Source organism: Pontibacillus sp. ALD_SL1 (assembly GCF_017355605.1).
On the sequence record NZ_CP062974.1, the window covers coordinates 321,282 to 343,666 of the forward strand.

A 22,385-nucleotide genomic window follows, 5' to 3' on the forward strand; every position below is an offset into this window, starting at 1 on the left:
GAAAGTGGAGAGTGTTAAAGAGCAACATGTAGAACCGACGGATGGGGAATTGAAAGAAGATATTCGTACCAAGGAGATCGCTTCTTATTTTGGGTACGGATTTGCTCAGTGTATAAGCTTTGGATTAATTGGTACGTACATTCTGTTCTTCTATACAGATATTTTAGGGATCTCAGCAGCAGCAGCGAGTGTCATCTTTCTAATCGCAAGAACATGGGACGCCATTAATGACCCGATGATGGCTTCCCTTATGGATACGCTAAAATCAAAGCACGGGAAATTTAGACCGTATCTAAAATACATGCCTTATTTAATCGTTCTATCTACCATTGCTTGTTTCTTGCCATTAGATGGCTTAAGTATGACAGCTAAGCTGATTTACGCTGGAGGTACGTATATTTTGTGGGGGATGGTGTATACAGCATCTGACGTACCATTTTGGTCACTGTCCTCGGTAATGAGTCAGGATACGCAGCAGCGTACTAAATTAATTACGTTTGCCAATATGGGAGTATTTACAGGGATTGCTTTATCACCAACAATCTTCATTCCTCTTACAAAATGGCTCGGTGGAGGCGATACAGGTCAGGGTTACCTTCTGGCTACGATTGCTTTAATGGCCATTGCGTTACCTATTATGTTAAATGGTTTCAAGAATACAAAAGAACGTGTGGAGCCGCCTAAGTCGAAAGTGAAATTCTCGGATGGGTTGCGTGCGCTAAAAGCGAATAAACCGATGTTTGCGATCTTAGTTGTGTTCTTCTGCAATGTGTTTATGAATATCACGCAAGCTTTAAATATTTACTTTTTCACGTACAATCTTGGAAGCGCTTCACTTATGACGATGTTTGGTATTATTAGTTTCGCCAGCTGTATCGGGTTCTTCATTATCCCTAAGCTAACAAAACAATATAAGAAAAAGCACATTTTAATGGCGATTGTAGCAGCCGATATCCTTGTTCGAATTGTTTGGTTCTCTGTTGGATATGGCAGTGTTGTTGTATCACTCATCTTCATAGGGGTTACGATGCTTCTGTATACAAGTACTGGACCACTCATCTCTGGGATGCTAGCTGAAACGATTGAGTATACGGAGTATAAGACAGGAAAAAGAAACGAAGCGGTTGTCTTCTCGGGCCAGACATTTACCGGGAAGTTGTCAGTTGCGGTATCTGGTGGTGCTACAGGTTTGATCTTAACAGCAATAAATTATCAGTCGAATCAGGCTCAGAGCGAATTTACAATGGACATGCTATTCTTCGTCATTGCCCTGCTTCCTGCTCTTGGTTCACTTATTCGCTTGATCATTATGTACTTCTATTCTTACACAGAAACAGAGTACAAAGATATTGTTGAGAAATTACGTGTTCGAAAGAAATACCCTCAAGTCTACCCACAGAAGTAATCAAGGTGTAGCCTAAAGAAAATAATAGGGAGCATTTATTTTGAGAAGAAAGATTTTGTTATACTAAGGGAAACTATGGATACACGGAGGCTTCTTTCATGAAGAAACTACCATTAAACTTTGAAAATATGCTCCCTATTAATAAGGCATTATCCAATCCTACACGAGTGAAGATATTAAATTTATTAAGTGAAAAGCCACATAATGTGAACGAGTTAGCCGAGAAGCTTGATCTTCCTTTCTCTACGACGGCTTCTCACGTCAATAAATTAGAAGAAGTGGAACTGATTATTACCGAGCTCGTACCTGGAAGAGGTACACAAAAAGTAAGTGCCATGAACTATGATCGAATTGTTATTGACTTATTTAATAAAGAAGGGCAATTCAATGAGCATGAAATTACACTGGATATGAATATAGGGGATTATTTGGACTGCTATGCCCAGCCACACTGCGGAGTAGTGGGTGAGAAGGATTACATTGGGGTTCAAGATGATCCTCGTTCTTTCTATGAACCTGAGCGTAAACATGCACAGTTACTTTATTTTAAAGATGGTTACGTGGAATATAGGCTTCCGAACCGAATTCCACATGGTTATACAGCTAAGGAAATCGTGTTTAGTGCAGAGCTCTGTTCAGAAGCGCCGAATTTCAAATTGGATTGGCCATCGGATATTACAGCTTCAGTCAATCATAAAGAAATTGGGACGTGGACTTCGCCTGGTGATTTTGGTGGTGAGAGAGGGAAACTCACCCCGCAATGGTGGCGTACGAATTTAACACAATATGGCTTACTGAAACAGTGGAAAGTCAATGAAGAAGGAAGTTTTATCGATAACGAAAAAGTCTCAGATATTAACATTCATGATTTAGAACTGAGTGATCTTCCTTACATTGCTTTCAAGCTAGGCATTAAAGAAGATGCAGTTAATAAAGGCGGCATGAATCTATTCGGAGAGAAATTCGGTCATTATGAGCAGGGGATTAAGATGAATATTAAATACGCCTAACGAGGACAAGGATTTGGAGGTGTTCATAAATGAACATTACAGAACATTTGACAGTAAACGATTGGAAAGAGGTTACGTTGACGAACGACGCTGGTATGTCGGTCAGCTTTCTAAACTATGGGGGAACGATTACAGGAATCAACGTCCCTGATCAAAATGGGCATGTAGAAAATGTAGTTCTGGCTTATGAGAATTATGAAGATTATATCCATGACCCAAACTTTCTTGGGGCTTTAATAGGCAGAATAGCAGGACGAGTAGATGGAGCATCGTTTTCTATAAATGGTGAAGATTATCATTTACATGAGAATGAAGGAAAGAATTCATTACATGGAGGCGAACAAGGCTTTCATACGAAACTATGGGAGCTATCTCCGTTCCAAGAAGAGGATAAGGTAGGGGTAATTCTTACTCATGACAGTCCTCATTTAGAAGGTGGCTATCCTGGAAACCTTTCTGTTGAAGTAACCTATCAATTAAACAATGAGAACCAGTTCACCATTTCATACAGGGCAAAGAGTGATCAAGACACGGCTCTTACACTAACGAATCATAGCTATTTTAATGTAAGTGGGGATACTAAACGAACGATTCATGATCAAAAGATCCAATTCGATAGTAATCAGTTTGTCGAATTAGATTCAAACTTGATCCCAACAGGAAAGATCCAATCGGTTCAAGGAACTCCTTTTGATTTAAGAGAGGAGACTCTATTACGAGATAGGCTTGGTTCCAATCATCCGCAAATGGCCTTGGCGAACTCTGGATTTGACCATTCATTTCTCTTTAATCACGATAAGGAAGAGAATGTCGTCGTTAAAGATGAAGAGAGCGGAAGAGTTATGAAGCTTATGACGAATCAGCCAGCTATCGTGTTTTACACAGGGAATAATCTGATGGAAGATCATAAATTAGCAAGCGGCCCTGCTAAGAAGCATGATGCAATGTGTTTAGAAACACAAGCTTCACCAGCCTCTCTTCATCACGAAGGCTTCCCAGACGTTCGACTAAAAGCTGGTGAGCTTTATGAGAAGTACACCACGTTTTCCTTTGGGACTGTATGAGTTAGAGATTATTGATCAAACGTTTGATCAATGAATATACCTCTCATCATATAGGAGGTTTCGAGCTGAGCCATTTTCAGGTAGAGGGGGCCGTTATGTTTTTTGAGTGGTTGGGGTGTCTTGGGAACGGCTCGCTTTCCGCGACCCCACGTCGTGTGGGGCCGCGGAAAGCGAGTGATTTCCCGAACCACCTTACGCTCTCATAAGGTAAACGGAAACATTCTCTCAATCACGAGTATGAAAAATCCTGAAACACACGAAAGCCTCCCATTAATGGGAGGCTTTTGGTTTAGTTATTTCTTGTTTACAGAAGCATCATAAATGACGTCTACAGCGTGCTGTAGTGACTTGTTGAATTCTTCGTCAGATTGATTGGCATTCAAGTCAGCGATCAAGGCACGAGAGAAGCTTGCGATTAGGTTTTCATTTTCTTTCAACTTCTCATTTGCTTCGTCACGTGAATAGCCGCCTGATAAGGCAACGACACGTACGACACGTGGGTGCTCTGCTAGCTCCTTGTACGTGTTCGCTTTCGTTGGAATAGAAAGCTTAAGCATCACGTTTTCGTCTTCTGTGAGGTCGTTTAAGTTCTTCAGGATTTCATCACGTAGAATTTCTTCGGATTTTTCTTTATCCTCACTGTGAATGTTTACTTCTGGTTCTATAATTGGCACAAGGCCTTCTGCGATAATTTGCTTACCAGCTTCAAATTGCTGGTCAACGACAGCTTTGATACCTGATGGGTTTGGCTCATGGATTACAGAGCGCATCTTAGTACCGAAGATGTTTCGTTCATTGGCACGGCGTAATGTTTCTTCTAAGTCGTGAATTGGTTTCATAAGCTGTACGCCATTTTCTTTGTCAGCTAATCCTTTGTCCACTTTGAGGAACGGAACAATGTCGTTGTCAGCCAGGTAGTCAGCTGTATATTTGCCTTCGATTTCACGGTCCATCGTTTGTTCGAAAAGAATCGTGCCTAGGATCTTATCTGAATCAAAAGCAGGAGACGTTATGATGCGTGTACGCATTTGGTGAACCCGGTCAAACATCTCGTCTTCACCAGAATAAGCATCTTCAGGTACGCCGTAGTCTGCTAGTGCTTTCGGCGTACTTCCGCCACTTTGGTCAAGTGCGGCAATAAATCCTTTACCGTTTTTGATTTTATCGAATTGTTTGTTGTTCATGGTTCCCACTCCTTTTTTGAAAAGTCCACTAGTATCCTTCCCCTTTATGTCGGATCCCTAACATTGGATATAGAAAAAATGACAGTTTAATTGTCCTTATAAGTTAGATGAATAAATAAATGGTCTAGTTGATTACGATCGAACATATTTTCAACATCAATAGTAAGACCCTTTAACTGTCAGGAGCCCTTTCAATATGATAAAATTGGAAATAAATAGAGGGGGCGAAAGGGGATTAGACTTGAATTTCTTTCAAGGAATTTGGGGTATTGTGTTAGGGTTGTGTTTTCTGTTTTTCTTTGTGTTAGGGGCTGTTGGGATGACGGTCTTGCTGAAGCGAGCGTTTCTTGAGCGGAGTAAAGTGAAGTATGGTCTGTGTATCTATCTCACTGCAATGCTCGTCTACGCCGTGACAAAACTCTACACCGTATCACCTCTTTTGACTTTGGTGGGTTTAGGAGCCTTTGTCATAGTGGGAGTCATTACGTATAAAAAGTTTACTATCGAAGTTTCATCATAAAGAATGCAAGATCAGTAGGGTGAAATAATTCCAATATCCCGCTATAATCATCAACTACAAATAAAGAAGAAGGCTCCCACCAGGGAACCTCCTTTTTAATAATTATTTATTTTCTACGACATCTTGGTCGGTTACAATGCGTACATACGTTGCCGTTTCGATCTACTTCACATTCACAAACGACATCTTTATGGCGTTTGCCATGACCACCATGGCCTCCACGTCCACAGCCACCGTACATTCCATCATCAGACATGCCGTTGTTCATCATGTCTTCTTCCATTTCCATGTCTTCATCCATGTCATTTCCGTAACCTCTACGACCGCCTCCGCAATTTCCATCACGCTCACAACGTGGTGTGAAAGGGGCGCTTTCTGTAGATGATTCCATTACGAGTCCTTGAGCTAATTCGTTTACGATTTGTGTTTCTGTTCCATTAATAGATAGTTGCAACGTAGGCGCTAACGTTCCGCCGAAGCGGTTAAAGACGAATTGATCCGGTAGTGATGGCAATTGATCCAAGCTAACACCTTCAAGGTTGTAGTAGTTAATAAAGCTTAGCGTAGACAAGTCTGGTAGTACGATCCAAGAATAAGCTTGGAATGGTTCTTCAGGTGGGTTCGCTACAACGAGTCCGCCTTCGCCTAATGGAACATAGTTACCGCGGAAGTCGTTCGCTACGAAACCATACAGACCATCTGGACCATCAAGTCCTGGGGCAAACGTAAATTGGTGACTTACAATAAACAGGTGGTACCGTCCGCCTACATATACAATGTGTGGTCGCTCAAGCTGTTGGTTCACACAGTCTGCTTCAAGGATTGGAGGAAGGAGTTCCCACTCGCGATAATCGCTACTGCGAAGAAGGGCCACCCCTACGTTTCCATTAAAGTTAGCTGAGCCGTTCGGTACGTCATTCCCGCTTCGATAGTCTCCGTCCCCGATGTTCTCAGGATTACACTCTCGGTCGACTGGCTGTTGAGGTGTTGCGGTGTTTCCTTCAAAAATAATATATTCACAGCCGCTTTCCGGATCAATCCAATACCAAGGATCACGGAACGAGTAAATAATCCCACCGCTTGATTGTTCCTGAGTTTGATAGAACTCGCCATCTGGAACTAGGATGATGGAGTGCTCTTCCCAGTTATTGAATAAAACACCATTTAAGTCAGAGAAAACTTCTCCTTTTGCGAAAGCCATGCGTTGTTCGTACGTGACTTGTGCTTCATTGCGACGACCGGTAGCTGTGTAGAAGAAGAATATTTCACCGTTTTCTACAAAAGCTGATCCAGCCCACTGACGAGAGCCTAACGCGTCCCCTTCAGGGAAAACTACGCCTCCTGGAATCCAGTCTTGGCCATCGCGAGCATAGAAGTAACGGATCGTTGCAATATCGTGACGTTTACCAGGTAGCACGCTTCTTGGAGCTGTTAAAGAGAAAATGACACGCCATCCTCCAGGAAGGACTGCGATTGAACCATCTTTCTCACGAAGAGGCCACGTATCCCAAACCCATAGGTCTGGAGCCGTATCTTCAAATGGTTCTTCAATGATTGGTGCAGCGTTTTCTGAAGTGATTCGAATTTGATCAGCTTGTTGTCTGGTCCAAGCAGATGGGGAAGCGCCTCGGTTCTCCTCTAAGCAACATTCGAATTTTCTACAGAACTTTTTACATTTGCGACAGCGACCATCCTTATCATGATAATGTCCGCTGTCGTGCTTGCACTGACAGTTGTTATGATGATGCATTCTACCAATTCCTTTCCAACACATAAATTTGCTTCTATTTTTAGAAGCTTGCTATACACTATGCGAGAAGATGAGATTGGTATAGACAAACTGTCCGGTGAAAATGCTTATTTTAGTAAATGCAGGCGGTTGTAGGGGGAGGAGGGATTTATTTCCGATATATTTCCTGCGCATTCTACTGCACATAGCCTAGTAGGATGTAGTATAGTTGGAATAGACAAAAAATTCTAATAGATATTAGGAGATTATTTCATAGGAGGAATCGAATAACATGCCTCAGCAAACTTACTTAGCTCATGGAAAAGTACATGATCTATTCGCGAATATACAGAGTGTCATGATCGGAAAAGAACAAGTGACAACATTAAGCATTGTAGCTTTACTCGCGAAGGGTCATGTTCTCTTAGAAGATGTTCCGGGTGTAGGGAAAACAATGCTTGTTCGAACACTATCCAAGTCAGTTGACTGTGAATTTAGACGTATTCAATTCACACCAGACCTATTACCTTCTGATGTGACAGGTGTTTCGATTTATAATCCGAAAACTCTTGAATTTGAATTTCGTCCTGGCCCGCTCTTAGGGAATATTGTGCTTGCAGATGAAATCAATCGTACCTCGCCGAAAACGCAGTCTTCTTTATTAGAAGGAATGGAAGAAAGTCATGTAACGGTTGATGGGAATACGATTGAACTTAAACGTCCATTCTTCGTTATGGCTACTCAAAATCCAATTGAATATGAAGGGACATACCCGCTACCAGAAGCTCAGTTGGATCGTTTCTTATTGAAATTAAATATGGGGTATCCTTCTGCAGCTGAAGAGATGCAGATGCTTGACTTAATATCTAATGACCACCCAATAAACCGGGTTCAGGCTGTTATGACGAAGGAAGAGCTGATTGAATTACAGAATCGAGCTGCAGAGGTGTATGTTGATCCAAATATTCAACGCTATATCGTAAATGTCGTTTCGGAGACAAGACGCCATCCGTCCGCTTACCTTGGTGTAAGTCCCCGTGGATCGATCGCGCTCATGAAAGCAGCAAAAGCGTATGCCTTTATCCAAGACAGAGACTTTGTTCTTCCGGATGATGTGAAATATTTAGCACCTTTCGTGTTATCTCATCGTCTCATTCTGAATTCAGAAGCGAAATTTGAGGGGATGACCTCAGAAGATTTAGTGAACGACATACTGCAAAAAGTCTCAATCCCTGTGCGTAAGGAAAAATAACGGATGAAGCAAACAGTCAATGTCGTAGCGAAATTTGTGTTTACGATTCTTCTTTTCGTCATTTTATACGCTTATGCTATGTTTCAGGGTGGCTTTGTTAGTTGGTTTCTGTTTTACGGGATGCTTCCGTTTCTTCTATATATGCTAGGAGTATTAATCTATCCGATCTCCAATTGGGATATAGATCGGACGTTGTCTAAATATATGTTTCAATCTGGAGATACGTTAGCTGTTGACGTTCATATAGAGAGGAAATTGCCGTTTCCGCTTTATTATTGTGTCATCGAGGAATATGTTCCTGAAACGCTAAACAGAATCGGGACGAAATCAGAAGGCTATCAATATATGGGTAATCCTGATGAACTTAGAAAGGCAAAACGGATTAAACGTGTAGCATTTCCTTGGTTTAAGCGTTCCATCCACTTTCATTATGAATTTCCCTATCTACCACGGGGGGAGCACCATTTTCATAGTATACGAGTGAAGACAGGCGACTTCTTTGGGTTTGTATCAAAGCAAGCTTATTACACCGTGCCTGGCCGAGTGCTTGTATATCCTCACAGAAGGGGGATAGGAATGACTAAGCGGGTGAACAGCTTTGACGAGGGTGCAGCTCCTTCCTATTCTCAAACGAAGCGGGATACCACTGTCGTGACGGGGGTAAGGGAATATGCACCAGGAGACAGATTCTCTTGGATTGACTGGAAAACATCAGCTAAGAAGAATGCTATGATGACGAAGGAATTCGAGCAACAGAAGAGTTCGGATGTGTTGCTTGTACTTGATGCTACTGAAGGTATTGGAGAGAAAAGATTAGCGTTTGAAGGAAGTGTGGAGTTGACGGCATCCATCATTGAGAGCTATAAGAGAAGGGAGTCTCAGCTTGCGTTCTTGGTTTTGGGGAGTGAGCATAAATTCTTTCCTTTCACGAAAGACCGTACTCAGTATGATGGGATGAATCAATATTTATCAAAGGTTGAACCAGTTGGGAAGACAACGTTTGCTGAATCGTTATTGAAGCAGCAACAAGGATTGCCGAATCACTTAATCGTTATGGTTGTGACGAGAACTCTCACTCCTTCATTAAAAACATCCGTTATTCGGTTGAAACAAAAACATGCGCGAGTTGTTTTCTTTTATATAGAAGCAAAAGAACATATAACGAGTGAACAACGGCAGTTACTTCGTGAGTTAGGTGTGAATGGCGTTGTTGTTAATGTCTTGTCAGAATCAGAAATGACACAAGCGAAATTTGAGGTGAGTACATAATGGCGAACGACCCAATCGAGCGTAATCAATCTTTGTTTAGAGGGATCGTTTATCTTTGTGGATTCTTACTGTTCTGGGAATGGCTCAGACCTTTAGATCAAATTACGGATACGGCTAACATGGCTGCCTTTGTTGTATATGCTGCATTTTGCTTTTTCTTATCGTATATTCACTTACCGTGGTTTTTCACCATTCCGATGAAACTTATAGGCTTAGCGTTTGTGATAGATGGGTTGTTTATTGGACAACGGTTTCTCAGTGGAGAATGGTTCCGATTTGTGTATGACCATATTCAGTATAATTTCGATGTGATGGTAGCGAATCAGTGGTGGCAGATGACCCCATTATTTCGTAGCATGCTTTTCTTGCTTTTGCTGTGGTTAATGAGTTACTTGCTTTATTACTGGTTTGTCATAGCTAAGAGAACGAGTTTCTTTGTCATATTGACGATTGTATATGTGACGGTCTTGGATACGTTCACGGTATATGAAGGGAAGGGAGCGATTATTCGAACGTTCCTGATCTCGTTGATTGTAATGGGCTTGTCCAGTTTCACTAAAGAAATGGAGAAAGAATCAATTGCGATAAGGGGGAGGCGTGTCTATCGGGCGTGGATTATTCCGCTAATGGTCGTAGTCTTATTTGCTAGTTTGATTGGCTATGCGGCTCCGAAGAAAGCCCCTCAATGGCCCGACCCCGTTCCTTTTATCCAAGGAGCGGTGAACGGCGTAGGAGGTTCAGGTGGCAATGCGATTCAAAAGGTTGGATATGGTACGAACGACGAACAATTAGGTGGCTCCTTTGTCCAAGATAATACTCCTGTCTTTCAAGCGGTAGCCGATCGTGAACATTATTGGCGTATCGAGACAAAAGATGTTTATACGGGGAAAGGCTGGATTCGATCCAGTGAGGGGAATCCAATCGAGCAGCCGGTAGCGAATGATATTAACTTAGGTTACTTTACTGATGCTGTTGAGCGTGAAGACAAGGTGGCAACGATCGCTATGAATGATAATGCCACGTTTTCAAAGCTTGTCTATCCATATGGTATTGAAAAAGTGTCGAACAGCGAAGCAGACACCTTAGTGATTAACCCAACTACAGGGGAGATTATTCCTCAAAAGAACGGAGAATCATTTCAGCTAAATGGGTATGAGATTGGGTATGCTCAGCCTAGTTTCTCTTTCTCGCAGCTTGCGGAGAGTGGAATGGATGATCCGCCACAAATTGATCAGGCATATACGCAATTGCCAGAGAGCTTACCAGAACAGGTTAGAGATTTAGCGGAAGAGATTGTCGCTGAGAGTAGCAACCGATATGAGAAAGCGCGGGCGGTTGAAGAATACTTCCAACAGAACGGGTTCGAATATAGTACGAAGAATATTCCTGTTCCAGATGAAGGAGAGGATTATACCTCGCAGTTCTTGCTTGACACTCAAGTCGGCTACTGTGATAACTTCTCTACTTCAATGGTCGTTCTCCTGCGAAGTGTTGGGGTTCCTGCCAGGTGGGCTAAAGGTTTCACGGGCGGTGAACAAATTGACACAATAGAAGTGGATGGCGAACTTAAGAACGTCTATCAGGTAACGAGCGCTAACGCTCACTCTTGGGTAGAAGTCTATTTCCCTGATGTAGGTTGGGTAGCTTTTGAGCCGACAAAAGGGTTTGGAAACCATACAGACTTTTATATAGAAGATACTGAGGGAGATGACGAAGAGTCTTCGGAGGTTGACGAGAATTTACAAGAACAGCTAGAACAAAACCAAGAACAAACACCTGAAATGGACGAGCAAGACATGGCGGGTAAGACAGACGAATCCAATGATGGTGGAGGAAGTTTTACTGTTCCTACATGGTTATGGATTGTACTGGTTCTTGTTGTCCTTGCATCTCTCGGACTGGCGTATAAATATCGCTATCATTTGCTGGCCATGTATTATAGGAGAAAGTATATTCAGAACCCAGGTCAGCATAATTATGAAACAGCTTATGAATTCCTCTTAAAAGTTTTAGATAAGAAAGAAGATTTGAATCGATCAAGTGGACAGACCTTACAAGAGTTCGCTCATTCTGTCGATGATCATTATAGAACCCAAGAGATGGGGCAATTAACCTATCATTACGAGCGACTTGTTTACCAAAAAGATTCAACCCAACATCCTTGGGGGAAAATGCGCGAATTGTGGGAAAATTTAATTAAAAAGACGTTGTCTTGACCGGGATTCGTTAGATTGATAGAATGATTGCAACTTAATCGTTCCCTTCATATATCCTCGATAATATGGTTCGAGAGTCTCTACCGGAGCACCGATAATGCTCTGACTATGAAGGTGGGAGTCGTGTATCATTCTCTGGAAATATGAGGAGACTTCTGCCTTTCTATAGTCATAGAGGCAGAAGTCTCTTTTTTTATGGACCAAAACAAGAGAGGATAGTAAAGGGTCACGCAAATACAAAGGAGTGAGACGCATCATGATCGAAGTTCATGACAAGATTTTAGTATTAGACTTCGGAAGTCAATATAACCAGTTAATCACTAGGCGGATCCGTGAGTTCGGGGTATATAGCGAACTCCATTCTCATCGACTAACAGCAGAGGAAATTAAAGAAATGAATCCGACTGGGATTATACTGTCCGGTGGGCCAAACAGCGTTTATGCTGAAGATAGCTTCCGCTGTGACCCGGCAATATTCGAACTTGATATTCCTGTGCTTGGTATTTGCTACGGAATGCAGCTTATGACGCATCACTACGGCGGGAAGGTAGAACGAGCGCTCCAAAGAGAATATGGAAAAGCTAACTTGCAAGTAGAAGAAGAACCTTCTTTATTTAAAGATCTTCCTAAAGAGCAAGTGGTATGGATGAGTCACAGTGACAAAGTTGTTGAAGCTCCGGCTGGGTTCTCTGTGGACGCAACGAGTCCATCTTGCCCTGTATCTGCTATTAGCCATGAAGAGAAGAAGATGTACGGAGTGCAGTTCCACCCAGAGGTCCGTCACTCTGAGTATGGAAATGAAGTACTAAAGCGTTTTGTCTTTGATATTTGCGATGAAAAAGGCGACTGGACAATGGAGAACTTTATTGAACTTGAAGTGGAGAAAATTCGTGAACAAGTAGGCGATCAAAAAGTTCTTTGTGCTCTAAGCGGTGGCGTTGATTCATCTGTTGTAGCAGCACTAATTCACCGTGCTATTGGAGATCAACTTACGTGTATCTTTGTCGATCATGGCTTGCTCCGTAAAGATGAAGCAGATACGGTGATGGATACATTTAGTGAAGGATTTAACATGAACGTTATAAAAGTGGATGCACAAGAGCGATTTATGTCTAAGCTAAGAGGTGTTTCAGATCCTGAACAGAAGCGTAAGATTATCGGGAATGAATTTATTTATGTCTTTGATGAACAGGCGGATGAGTTAAAGGATATAGATTACCTTGCGCAAGGAACGCTTTACACAGACATTATTGAAAGTGGAACGGAAACAGCTCAGACAATCAAGTCCCACCATAATGTGGGTGGCCTTCCGGAAGATATGCAATTTAAGCTTATCGAACCACTGAATGCGTTATTTAAAGATGAAGTTCGTGCCTTAGGTACAGAGTTAGGGGTTCCAGACCATATCGTATGGCGCCAGCCTTTCCCAGGACCCGGTCTTGCGATTCGTGTATTAGGTGAAATTACAGATGAAAAGCTAACAATCGTTCGTGAATCAGATGCAATCTTGCGTGAAGAGGTAAAGAATGCAGGGTTAGAACGTGACATCTGGCAGTATTTCACGGTGTTACCTGACATCCGAAGTGTTGGTGTCATGGGTGATGCTCGCACATATGATTATACAGTTGGTATTCGCGCTGTCACTTCTATTGATGGGATGACATCAGATTGGGCGCGCATACCTTATGATGTTCTAGAGCTGATTTCAACTAGAATTGTGAATGAAGTAGACCACGTGAATAGAATCGTGTATGACGTGACGAGCAAGCCACCTAGTACAATCGAGTGGGAATAACGAACGATCAATTAGTTTTAGTCTCAAACATTCGTATTTAGCATTGACTCTTCTCGTTGTTGCTAGTATGATAGAACTAGATAAAATAAAACACGAACCGTCGTATAATATTGGGAATAGGGCCCAAGAGTTTCTACCGAGTTACCGTAAATGACTCGACTACGATGGAGAATATGATTCAAGTGGATTCTAGTAATCTCTCTTAATCATGAACTCTGTCTTTGGACCAGAAACTCTTGGCGCTTAACGCTAAGAGTTTCTTTTTTTATATCGACTGGTTTCGGGGAGGGTCTTACATGAAAAAATTCTTTCAATTTGAAGAGCTAGGGACAAACTTTCGTACAGAGTTTATAGCTGGTTTAACAACGTTTCTAGCCATGGCTTATATTCTTGTCGTCAACCCGATTACATTAGCACTTGTGGGTGTAGAGGAATTACCTGAGGGTGTTACAAGGATTGATCAAGGTGCTGTGTTTACAGCTACCGCAATTGCCGCAGCCGTTGGTTCATTAATTATGGGGGTTCTGGCAAGATACCCAATAGCATTAGCTCCGGGTATGGGTCTGAATGCCTTTTTCTCCTTTACCGTTATGTTGCAGTTCGCCATTCCATGGCAAGAGGCATTGGCAGGAGTGCTTGTATCAGGACTTATCTTTATTGTTTTAACCGTTACAGGACTTAGAGAGAAGATTATAAATGCCATCCCAAGCAATTTAAAGCTAGCAGTAGGAGCAGGAATTGGACTGTTCATCGCGTTCATTGGCTTTCAAAATGCCGGGATTATAACAGGGGATCCAAATACACTTGTGGCTCTAGGGGATTTAACGCAGCCAGCTACGCTTCTTGCGATCTTTGGGTTAGTAATTTCCGTTCTTCTGATGTCTCTTAACATAAAAGGTGGGATCTTTTACGGAATCGTTATTACCACAATTGGCGGGATCATCGTTGGTTTAATTGATGCGCCATCAGCCGTAGTTAGCACACCACCAAGTGTTACTCCGACATTCGGGGCTGCTATTGAGAATTTACCTTCTGTACTTGTTTCAGGAGAGATGTGGATCGTCATCTTAACATTCTTATTTGTAGATTTCTTTGATACTGCCGGAACACTTGTCGCTGTTGCAACGCAAGCTGGTATTATAAAAGAAAACAAGTTACCTCGTGCTGGTCGTGCTTTATTTGCAGACTCTGCGGCTACCGTTGTAGGTTCAGTAGTAGGGACTTCAACCACTACCTCCTATATTGAATCTACAGCAGGTGTGGCAGCTGGAGGTCGATCAGGATTCACCTCAGTTGTGACGGCAGGCTTCTTCCTTCTATCGCTTCTGTTCTCTCCATTGTTAAGTGTGGTTACAGCAGAAGTAACAGCGCCTGCTCTAATCATCGTTGGTGTATTGATGTGTAGTTCGTTGAAGAATATAGATTGGGACCAATTCGAAATTGCTGTCCCAGCTTTTCTTACCGTCATTGCGATGCCACTAACGTATAGTATTGCTACAGGGATTGCGATTGGCTTTATCTTTTATCCATTAACTATGGTCTTAAAAGGAAGAGGGAAAGAGATCCATCCAATCATGTATTTCTTATTTGTTGTCTTCCTAGCCTATTTTATTTTCTTAATTTAATGTTTTATAAAATACCGACGAGGAGCGCCATGACAGTGGTTGCTCCTCTTTTTTTTGTAGGGTTATAAAAGAGGGAATAAAAAAATTCATAAAAAACTATTGCAGATCCCATCGACCCCGTGGTACATTATTAAACGTTGCGTTAACAACAACGCAAACAACAAAACGATCTTGAGGCAGTGGTTAACAATCACATTGGCCTTCCTATTAATATAGAAGAGATCAGGTTGGGAAGAGATTAAATAAACTTTTGAAAAAAAGTTATTGACTCAAAAACAGCCGCATGATAAGATGTTTAAGTCGCTGTTAAAACGACGCAAACAACGAAATGATCTTGAAGGTAGTCATTAACTAACATGACTTCCGATTTGATAGAGAGATCGGGTTGAAAAGAAGAGATCAAAAAAACTTAAAAAAGTTATTGACTCAAAATCAACCACATGATAAACTAATTAAGTCGCTGTTAAACAGTGGACAAACAAAAGAAACATTTTGAAGAAACATTTGATCTTTGAAAACTGAACGAAACAACATGTAACGTCAATGTCTTTAAATTATTTTTAAAGCCAGTAATCATTTATTTGATGCTAGGCAAACTCTAACTTTATGGAGAGTTTGATCTTGGCTCAGGACGAACGCTGGCGGCGTGCCTAATACATGCAAGTCGAGCGCGTGAAACAACATGATCCCTTCGGGGTGATTGTTGTGGATCGAGCGGCGGACGGGTGAGTAACACGTGGGCAACCTACCCATGAGATCGGGATAACTCCGGGAAACCGGAGCTAATACCGAATAACCCAGTGAACTGCATGGTTCACTGGTAAAAGGCGGTTTCGGCCGTCACTCATGGATGGGCCCGCGGCGCATTAGCTAGTTGGTAAGGTAACGGCTTACCAAGGCGACGATGCGTAGCCGACCTGAGAGGGTGATCGGCCACACTGGGACTGAGACACGGCCCAGACTCCTACGGGAGGCAGCAGTAGGGAATCTTCCGCAATGGACGAAAGTCTGACGGAGCAACGCCGCGTGAACGATGAAGGTCTTCGGATCGTAAAGTTCTGTTGTTAGGGAAGAACAAGTACCAGAGGAAATGCTGGTACCTTGACGGTACCTAACCAGAAAGCCACGGCTAACTACGTGCCAGCAGCCGCGGTAATACGTAGGTGGCAAGCGTTGTCCGGAATTATTGGGCGTAAAGCGCGCGCAGGCGGTTTCTTAAGTCTGATGTGAAAGCCCACAGCTCAACTGTGGAGGGCCATTGGAAACTGGGGAACTTGAGTACAGAAGAGGAGAGTGGAATTCCACGTGTAGCGGTGAAATGCGTAGATATGTGGAGGAACACCAGTGGCGAAGGCGACTCTCTGGTCTGTAACTGACGCTGAGGCGCGAAAGCGTGGGTAGCAAACAGGATTAGATACCCTGGTAGTCCACGCCGTAAACGTTGAGTGCTAGGTGTTAGGGGGTTTCCGCCCCTTAGTGCTGAAGTTAACGCATTAAGCACTCCGCCTGGGGAGTACGGCCGCAAGGCTGAAACTCAAAAGAATTGACGGGGGCCCGCACAAGCGGTGGAGCATGTGGTTTAATTCGAAGCAACGCGAAGAACCTTACCAGGTCTTGACATCTTCCGCTATCCCTAGAGATAGGGAGTTCCCTTCGGGGACGGAATGACAGGTGGTGCATGGTTGTCGTCAGCTCGTGTCGTGAGATGTTGGGTTAAGTCCCGCAACGAGCGCAACCCCTAATCTTAGTTGCCAGCATTCAGTTGGGCACTCTAAGGTGACTGCCGGTGACAAACCGGAGGAAGGCGGGGATGACGTCAAATCATCATGCCCCTTATGACCTGGGCTACACACGTGCTACAATGGATGGTACAGAGGGCTGCGAGATCGCGAGGTCAAGCAAATCTCAAAAAACCATTCTCAGTTCGGATTGCAGGCTGCAACTCGCCTGTATGAAGCCGGAATCGCTAGTAATCGCAGGTCAGCATACTGCGGTGAATACGTTCCCGGGCCTTGTACACACCGCCCGTCACACCACGAGAGTTGGCAACACCCGAAGTCGGTGAGGTAACCTTTTTGGAGCCAGCCGCCGAAGGTGGGGCCAATGATTGGGGTGAAGTCGTAACAAGGTAGCCGTATCGGAAGGTGCGGCTGGATCACCTCCTTTCTAAGGATTATACGGAAAGCGCAGGCGGCTTGAACAGAGGCGTACGGATAAGCGAGCAAGCGGAAGTGGCGTTCAGCCACTGTAGCTTGATTGCTTATCTCGCTAGCCTCTAGCCGCCGGAGCTAGACACTAATATCGCGTTCATGTTTGTTTCGTTCGGTTTTGAAAGATCGATTCTTCAAAAAGTATAAGGAATGGGCCTGTAGCTCAGCTGGTTAGAGCGCACGCCTGATAAGCGTGAGGTCGGTGGTTCAAGTCCACTCAGGCCCACCATTTCTGTTTCTAAATTTAATTATGGGGCCTTAGCTCAGATGGGAGAGCGCCTGCTTTGCACGCAGGAGGTCAGCGGTTCGATCCCGCTAGGCTCCACCAATTTCTATTAGTACCTTGAAAACTAGATAAGAATTAGACATCAAACCAACGTTAGATTTAACGTAAGCATCATTATGATGCGTCTTTTCACATTGATTTTAGATAGTTAAGTGAATAAGGGCGCACGGTGGATGCCTTGGCACTAGGAGCCGATGAAGGACGGGACTAACACCGATATGCTTCGGGGAGCCGTAAGTAGGCTATGATCCGGAGATTTCCGAATGGGGAAACCCACTACCCGTAATGGGGTAGGATCCTTAACTGAATACATAGGTTAAGGAAGGTAGACTCGGGGAACTGAAACATCTCAGTACCCGAAGGAAGAGAAAGCAAACGCGATTTCCTGAGTAGCGGCGAGCGAAACGGAATTAGCCCAAACCAGAGAGCTTGCTCTCTGGGGTTGTAGGACACTCCATTGGAGTTACAAAGAAACAAGATAGATGAATGATCTGGAACGGTCAGCCGAAGAAGGTAACGGCCCTGTAGTCAAAATCTTGTTTCCTCCGGAGTGGATCCTGAGTACGGCGGAACACGAGGAATTCCGTCGGAATCCGGGAGGACCATCTCCCAAGGCTAAATACTCCCTAGTGACCGATAGTGAACCAGTACCGTGAGGGAAAGGTGAAAAGCACCCCGGGAGGGGAGTGAAATAGAACCTGAAACCGTGTGCCTACAAGTAGTTGGAGCCCGTTAATGGGTGACAGCGTACCTTTTGTAGAATGGACCGGCGAGTTACGATCCCATGCAAGGTTAAGATGAAAAATCGGAGCCGCAGCGAAAGCGAGTCTGAATAGGGCGAAATAGTATGTGGTCGTAGACCCGAAACCGTGTGATCTACCCATGTCCAGGGTGAAGGCCAGGTAACACTGGCTGGAGGCCCGAACCCACGCACGTTGAAAAGTGCGGGGATGAGGTGTGGGTAGCGGTGAAATGCCAATCGAACACGGAGATAGCTGGTTCTCTCCGAAATAGCTTTAGGGCTAGCCTCAAGGTAAGAGTCTTGGAGGTAGAGCACTGATTGGACTAGGGGCCCTCATCGGGTTACCGAATTCAGTCAAACTCCGAATGCCAACGACTCATCCTTGGGAGTCAGACTGCGAGTGATAAGGTCCGTAGTCGAGAGGGGAACAGCCCAGACCACCAGCTAAGGTCCCTAAGTTTATGTTAAGTGGAAAAGGATGTGGAGTTGCTCAGACAACCAGGATGTTGGCTTAGAAGCAGCCATCATTTAAAGAGTGCGTAATAGCTCACTGGTCGAGTGACTCTGCGCCGAAAATGTACCGGGGCTAAACATAACACCGAAGCTGTGGATTGTTCTTACGAACAATGGTAGGAGAGCGTTCTAAGTGCTGTGAAGTCAGACCGTAAGGACTGGTGGAGCGCTTAGAAGTGAGAATGCCGGTATGAGTAGCGAAAGAAGAGTGAGAATCTCTTCCACCGTAAGTCTAAGGTTTCCTGAGGAAGGCTCGTCCGCTCAGGGTTAGTCGGGACCTAAGCCGAGGCCGAAAGGCGTAGGCGATGGATAACAGGTTGATATTCCTGTACCACCTCCTTTCCGTTTGAATGACGGGGGGACGCAGTAGGATAGGGAATCCGCTCCACTGGATGTGAGCGGCCAAGCAGTGAGTGAGATGCATAGGCAAATCCGTGCATCAATCACAAGCTGTGATGGGGAGGGAACTATAGTACCGAAGTTCCTGATTTCACACTGCCAAGAAAAGCCTCTAATGAGGAAAGAGGTGCCCGTACCGCAAACCGACACAGGTAGACGAGGAGAGTATCCTAAGGTGATCGGGAGAACTCTTGTTAAGGAACTCGGCAAAATGACCCCGTAACTTCGGGAGAAGGGGTGCTCCTTCATAGGAGGAGCCGCAGTGAAAAGGCCCAATCGACTGTTTAGCAAAAACACAGGTCTCTGCGAAACCGAAAGGTGAAGTATAGGGGCTGACACCTGCCCGGTGCTGGAAGGTTAAGGGGATGAGTTAGCTTATGCGAAGCTTTGAACCGAAGCCCCAGTAAACGGCGGCCGTAACTATAACGGTCCTAAGGTAGCGAAATTCCTTGTCGGGTAAGTTCCGACCCGCACGAAAGGTGCAACGAATTGGGCACTGTCTCAACAAGAGACCCGGTGAAATTATACTATGCGTGAAGATGCGCATTACCCGCGACAGGACGGAAAGACCCCGTGGAGCTTTACTGTAGCCTGATATTGAATGTTGGTACAGCTTGTACAGGATAGGTGGGAGCCGTCGATACCGGAGCGCTAGCTTCGGTGGAGGCATCCGTGGGATACCACCCTGGCTGTATTGACATTCTAACCCAGGACCGTGATCCGGTCCGGAGACAGTGTCAGGTGGGCAGTTTGACTGGGGCGGTCGCCTCCCAAAAAGTAACGGAGGCGCCCAAAGGTTCCCTCAGAATGGTTGGAAATCATTCGCAGAGTGCAAAGGCACAAGGGAGCTTGACTGCGAGACCTACAAGTCGAGCAGGGACGAAAGTCGGGCTTAGTGATCCGGCGGTGCCGCATGGAAGGGCCGTCGCTCAACGGATAAAAGCTACCCCGGGGATAACAGGCTTATCTCCCCCAAGAGTCCACATCGACGGGGAGGTTTGGCACCTCGATGTCGGCTCATCGCATCCTGGGGCTGTAGTCGGTCCCAAGGGTTGGGCTGTTCGCCCATTAAAGCGGTACGCGAGCTGGGTTCAGAACGTCGTGAGACAGTTCGGTCCCTATCCGTCGTGGGCGTTGGAAATTTGAGGAGAGCTGTCCTTAGTACGAGAGGACCGGGATGGACGCACCGCTGGTGCACCAGTTGTTCCGCCAGGAGCACAGCTGGGTAGCTACGTGCGGAAGGGATAAGTGCTGAAAGCATCTAAGCATGAAGCCCACTTCAAGATGAGATTTCCCATCACTTCGAGTGAGTAAGATTCCTTGTAGACGACAAGGTTGATAGGTCGGAGGTGGAAGCGTGGTGACACGTGCAGCTGACCGATACTAATAAATCGAGGGCTTATCTAACTAAAGTGAAAAGCGGTTATGTCTTAATTCTTATCTAGTTTTGAAGGTACTCCTTCAAAAAACAATAGTATGGCGGTTTTGGCGAAGAGGTCACACCTGTTCCCATGCCGAACACAGAAGTTAAGCTCTTCAGCGCCGATGGTAGTCGGGGTTTCACCCCCGCAAGAGTAGGACGCCGCCATGCATTTTAAAAATAAACCCAGAAGATTAAATCTTCTGGGTTTATTTTTCGTCTAAAGACTTTATTTTAATTTTGTTACGTTTTCCTTCTTCTTGAATCATACGATGAAGTTGGATAACGACAATCCCATTGCGGTAGGTCGCCTGCATGCGATCGCCTCGTACAGGATAAGGAAGTTCTACTTTACGCTCAAACGTACCCTGTAGGATTTCTTCTTGTATGCACTGTTTTTGAGATGATTGAAGAGAAATGATGCCCCTGATTTCTAATATAGAGTAATCTACAAAGATATCTAAATCATCAAGGTTTTCTAATCCGGGGACGTTGACGAGTAGTAAGAGTTCATTATCCGATTTGTAAATATTGATTTGAGGGATGGTAGGTTTCAGGATTCCCTCAAACTCTCCCCAAAAATCTTCACCAAAAAATCGGTCCATGTTCTGACGCCAGTTATTCATGTTTTGGAAAGGGTCCACCTTCACTCACTCCTTATGTTTATACTGATGATTAAAGTGTCTTCGTTTCCTTCTCTACTCCATTTATGACAAAAAAGAATGTAGAAATTAATTGAGAATTATTAATGGATTGCGCTATAGTGTATGCATAAGATGTAAAGTGGGTGAATGTCCCGTTTTTGGGGAATAAACAAGTATTATGTTCGACGGAGAGGAGTCGGTGTATTTATGGAAAATCTGTTAGAGAATAGCTGGGCGATGGTATTGATCATTTTAGTGGTTAATATCGTCTATGTTTCGTTTTTAACCATTCGAACGATCTTTACCCTGAAAGGTCAGCGTTACTGGGCAGCATTTATTAGCGTATTTGAAATTACAGTTTATATTGTAGGACTTGGTCTAGTGCTTGATAACCTTGATCAAATCCAGAATGTCGTCGCCTATGCATTAGGCTTTGGTTTAGGGGTTATAGTAGGAATGAAGATTGAAGAAAAACTTGCTCTGGGCTATATTACGGTAAATGTAATTTCATCCAATCCAGATATTGAGTTTACTAAACAATTAAGAGACAAAGGATATGGTGTGACGAGTTGGTTTGCCTATGGCATGGAAGGTGATCGCCTGGCTATGCAGATCCTTACACCTCGTAAGTATGAGCTATCTTTATATGAAACCATTAAGAATATAGACTCTAAAGCTTTTATAGTGGCTTACGAACCGAAGCAAATTCGGGGCGGTTTCTGGGTGAAGCAAGTAAGGAAAGGAAAGTTGGACAAAGATGGGTAAACAAAAGAAGAGATTTACAGTTGAAGAAGGAGATTCCATCGATTCTGTTCTTAATATGATGAAAGAAGAAGGCTATATGCCAGTTCGTCGTGTAGAGGAGCCGATCTTCCAAGAGCGAATTGAAAATGGTGAGAAAAAGGTAGAGCCGATTGGTAGTAAAATCGTGTTCGACGCTGTAAAGCAAGATTGATACGAACGATATTATAATAATTGAATATAACGTTCGGGAAAAGTTGCTTTTTTTCCTGGCTATTGATACTATACCAGTAGACAGTCATGGTTTGTCCGAAGGTGGGACAAGCTACGAACGTGACAAGTGAGCCTATTATCTTTTTAT

Annotated in this window: 14 protein-coding genes, 2 tRNA genes, 3 rRNA genes and 2 riboswitches; of the genes, 16 read left to right on the top strand and 3 right to left on the bottom strand. The window is 44.0% G+C overall.

Going from position 1 to position 22,385, the window contains the following annotated elements; translation table 11 throughout:
- Positions 1–4 precede the first annotated feature (4 nt).
- From IMZ31_RS01755 to IMZ31_RS01765, 3 genes are all read left to right on the top strand, one after another.
- The gene (locus IMZ31_RS01755) at positions 5–1,405 is read left to right on the top strand and encodes an MFS transporter (RefSeq protein WP_207528951.1); all 1,401 of its coding nucleotides are present in this window, start codon (positions 5–7) and stop codon (positions 1,403–1,405) included.
- Positions 1,406–1,503: 98 nt separating this feature from the next.
- Positions 1,504–2,415 carry an ArsR/SmtB family transcription factor gene (locus IMZ31_RS01760; protein WP_207528952.1) on the top strand — a complete coding sequence of 304 codons (912 nt, stop codon included), beginning with the start codon at positions 1,504–1,506 and terminating at the stop codon, positions 2,413–2,415.
- A gap of 29 nt (positions 2,416–2,444) precedes the next feature.
- Complete coding sequence (locus tag IMZ31_RS01765; RefSeq protein ID WP_207528953.1) at positions 2,445–3,479, top strand: aldose epimerase family protein; 1,035 nt, start codon at positions 2,445–2,447, stop codon at positions 3,477–3,479.
- A 293-nt stretch (positions 3,480–3,772) separates the two neighbouring features.
- Here IMZ31_RS01765 and IMZ31_RS01770 read toward each other — a convergent pair whose 3' ends face one another.
- Positions 3,773–4,663, bottom strand: coding sequence for a fructose bisphosphate aldolase (locus IMZ31_RS01770; RefSeq protein ID WP_207528954.1), 891 nt, complete (start codon positions 4,661–4,663; stop codon positions 3,773–3,775).
- A 241-nt stretch (positions 4,664–4,904) separates the two neighbouring features.
- Here IMZ31_RS01770 and IMZ31_RS01775 point away from each other — a divergent pair, with 241 nt between their 5' ends.
- On the top strand, positions 4,905–5,183 hold the full coding sequence (locus IMZ31_RS01775) for a hypothetical protein (protein WP_207528955.1): 279 nt from the start codon (positions 4,905–4,907) through the stop codon (positions 5,181–5,183).
- A 106-nt stretch (positions 5,184–5,289) separates the two neighbouring features.
- Here IMZ31_RS01775 and IMZ31_RS01780 read toward each other — a convergent pair whose 3' ends face one another.
- Positions 5,290–6,933, bottom strand: coding sequence for a glycoside hydrolase family 68 protein (locus IMZ31_RS01780; protein WP_207528956.1), 1,644 nt, complete (start codon positions 6,931–6,933; stop codon positions 5,290–5,292).
- A gap of 271 nt (positions 6,934–7,204) precedes the next feature.
- Here IMZ31_RS01780 and IMZ31_RS01785 point away from each other — a divergent pair, with 271 nt between their 5' ends.
- From IMZ31_RS01785 to rrf, 10 genes are all read left to right on the top strand, one after another.
- On the top strand, positions 7,205–8,164 hold the full coding sequence (locus tag IMZ31_RS01785) for an AAA family ATPase (protein WP_207528957.1): 960 nt from the start codon (positions 7,205–7,207) through the stop codon (positions 8,162–8,164).
- Positions 8,165–8,167: 3 nt separating this feature from the next.
- Positions 8,168–9,433 (top strand): DUF58 domain-containing protein, encoded by a 1,266-nt coding sequence (locus IMZ31_RS01790; protein WP_207528958.1) that lies wholly within the window; start codon positions 8,168–8,170, stop codon positions 9,431–9,433.
- The gene (locus IMZ31_RS01795; RefSeq protein ID WP_207528959.1) at positions 9,433–11,649 is read left to right on the top strand and encodes a transglutaminase-like domain-containing protein; all 2,217 of its coding nucleotides are present in this window, start codon (positions 9,433–9,435) and stop codon (positions 11,647–11,649) included. Before IMZ31_RS01790 ends, IMZ31_RS01795 begins: the two co-directional genes overlap by 1 nt.
- 27 nt (positions 11,650–11,676) lie before the next feature.
- Positions 11,677–11,778, top strand: a riboswitch (purine riboswitch).
- A 127-nt stretch (positions 11,779–11,905) separates the two neighbouring features.
- On the top strand, positions 11,906–13,444 hold the full coding sequence (gene guaA, locus IMZ31_RS01800) for a glutamine-hydrolyzing GMP synthase (protein ID WP_371825472.1): 1,539 nt from the start codon (positions 11,906–11,908) through the stop codon (positions 13,442–13,444).
- Positions 13,445–13,524: 80 nt separating this feature from the next.
- A riboswitch (purine riboswitch) is annotated at positions 13,525–13,626 on the top strand.
- Between the two features lie 114 nt (positions 13,627–13,740).
- A complete protein-coding gene (locus tag IMZ31_RS01805; RefSeq protein ID WP_207528960.1) occupies positions 13,741–15,069 on the top strand; it encodes an NCS2 family permease in 1,329 nt (442 codons plus the stop codon).
- 603 nt (positions 15,070–15,672) lie between these two features.
- Positions 15,673–17,235, top strand: a 16S ribosomal RNA gene (locus IMZ31_RS01810).
- A 196-nt stretch (positions 17,236–17,431) separates the two neighbouring features.
- Positions 17,432–17,508 (top strand) — tRNA-Ile (locus IMZ31_RS01815).
- Positions 17,509–17,531: 23 nt separating this feature from the next.
- Positions 17,532–17,607, top strand: a tRNA-Ala gene (locus IMZ31_RS01820).
- 104 nt (positions 17,608–17,711) lie between these two features.
- Positions 17,712–20,626, top strand: a 23S ribosomal RNA gene (locus IMZ31_RS01825).
- 68 nt (positions 20,627–20,694) lie between these two features.
- Positions 20,695–20,810, top strand: a 5S ribosomal RNA gene (gene rrf / locus IMZ31_RS01830).
- Together the 16S, 23S and 5S rRNA genes with 2 tRNA genes alongside form the textbook arrangement of a ribosomal RNA operon.
- A 38-nt stretch (positions 20,811–20,848) precedes the next feature.
- Here rrf and IMZ31_RS01835 read toward each other — a convergent pair.
- Positions 20,849–21,283: an Hsp20/alpha crystallin family protein gene (locus tag IMZ31_RS01835; protein ID WP_207528961.1), complete on the bottom strand. Its 435-nt coding sequence runs from the start codon at positions 21,281–21,283 to the stop codon at positions 20,849–20,851.
- A 207-nt stretch (positions 21,284–21,490) separates the two neighbouring features.
- Here IMZ31_RS01835 and IMZ31_RS01840 point away from each other — a divergent pair, with 207 nt between their 5' ends.
- Positions 21,491–22,048: a DUF2179 domain-containing protein gene (locus tag IMZ31_RS01840; protein ID WP_371825473.1), complete on the top strand. Its 558-nt coding sequence runs from the start codon at positions 21,491–21,493 to the stop codon at positions 22,046–22,048.
- On the top strand, positions 22,041–22,238 hold the full coding sequence (locus IMZ31_RS01845; protein ID WP_036787801.1) for an NETI motif-containing protein: 198 nt from the start codon (positions 22,041–22,043) through the stop codon (positions 22,236–22,238). The genes IMZ31_RS01840 and IMZ31_RS01845 overlap by 8 nt, the downstream gene beginning before the upstream one ends.
- Positions 22,239–22,385 lie beyond the last annotated feature (147 nt).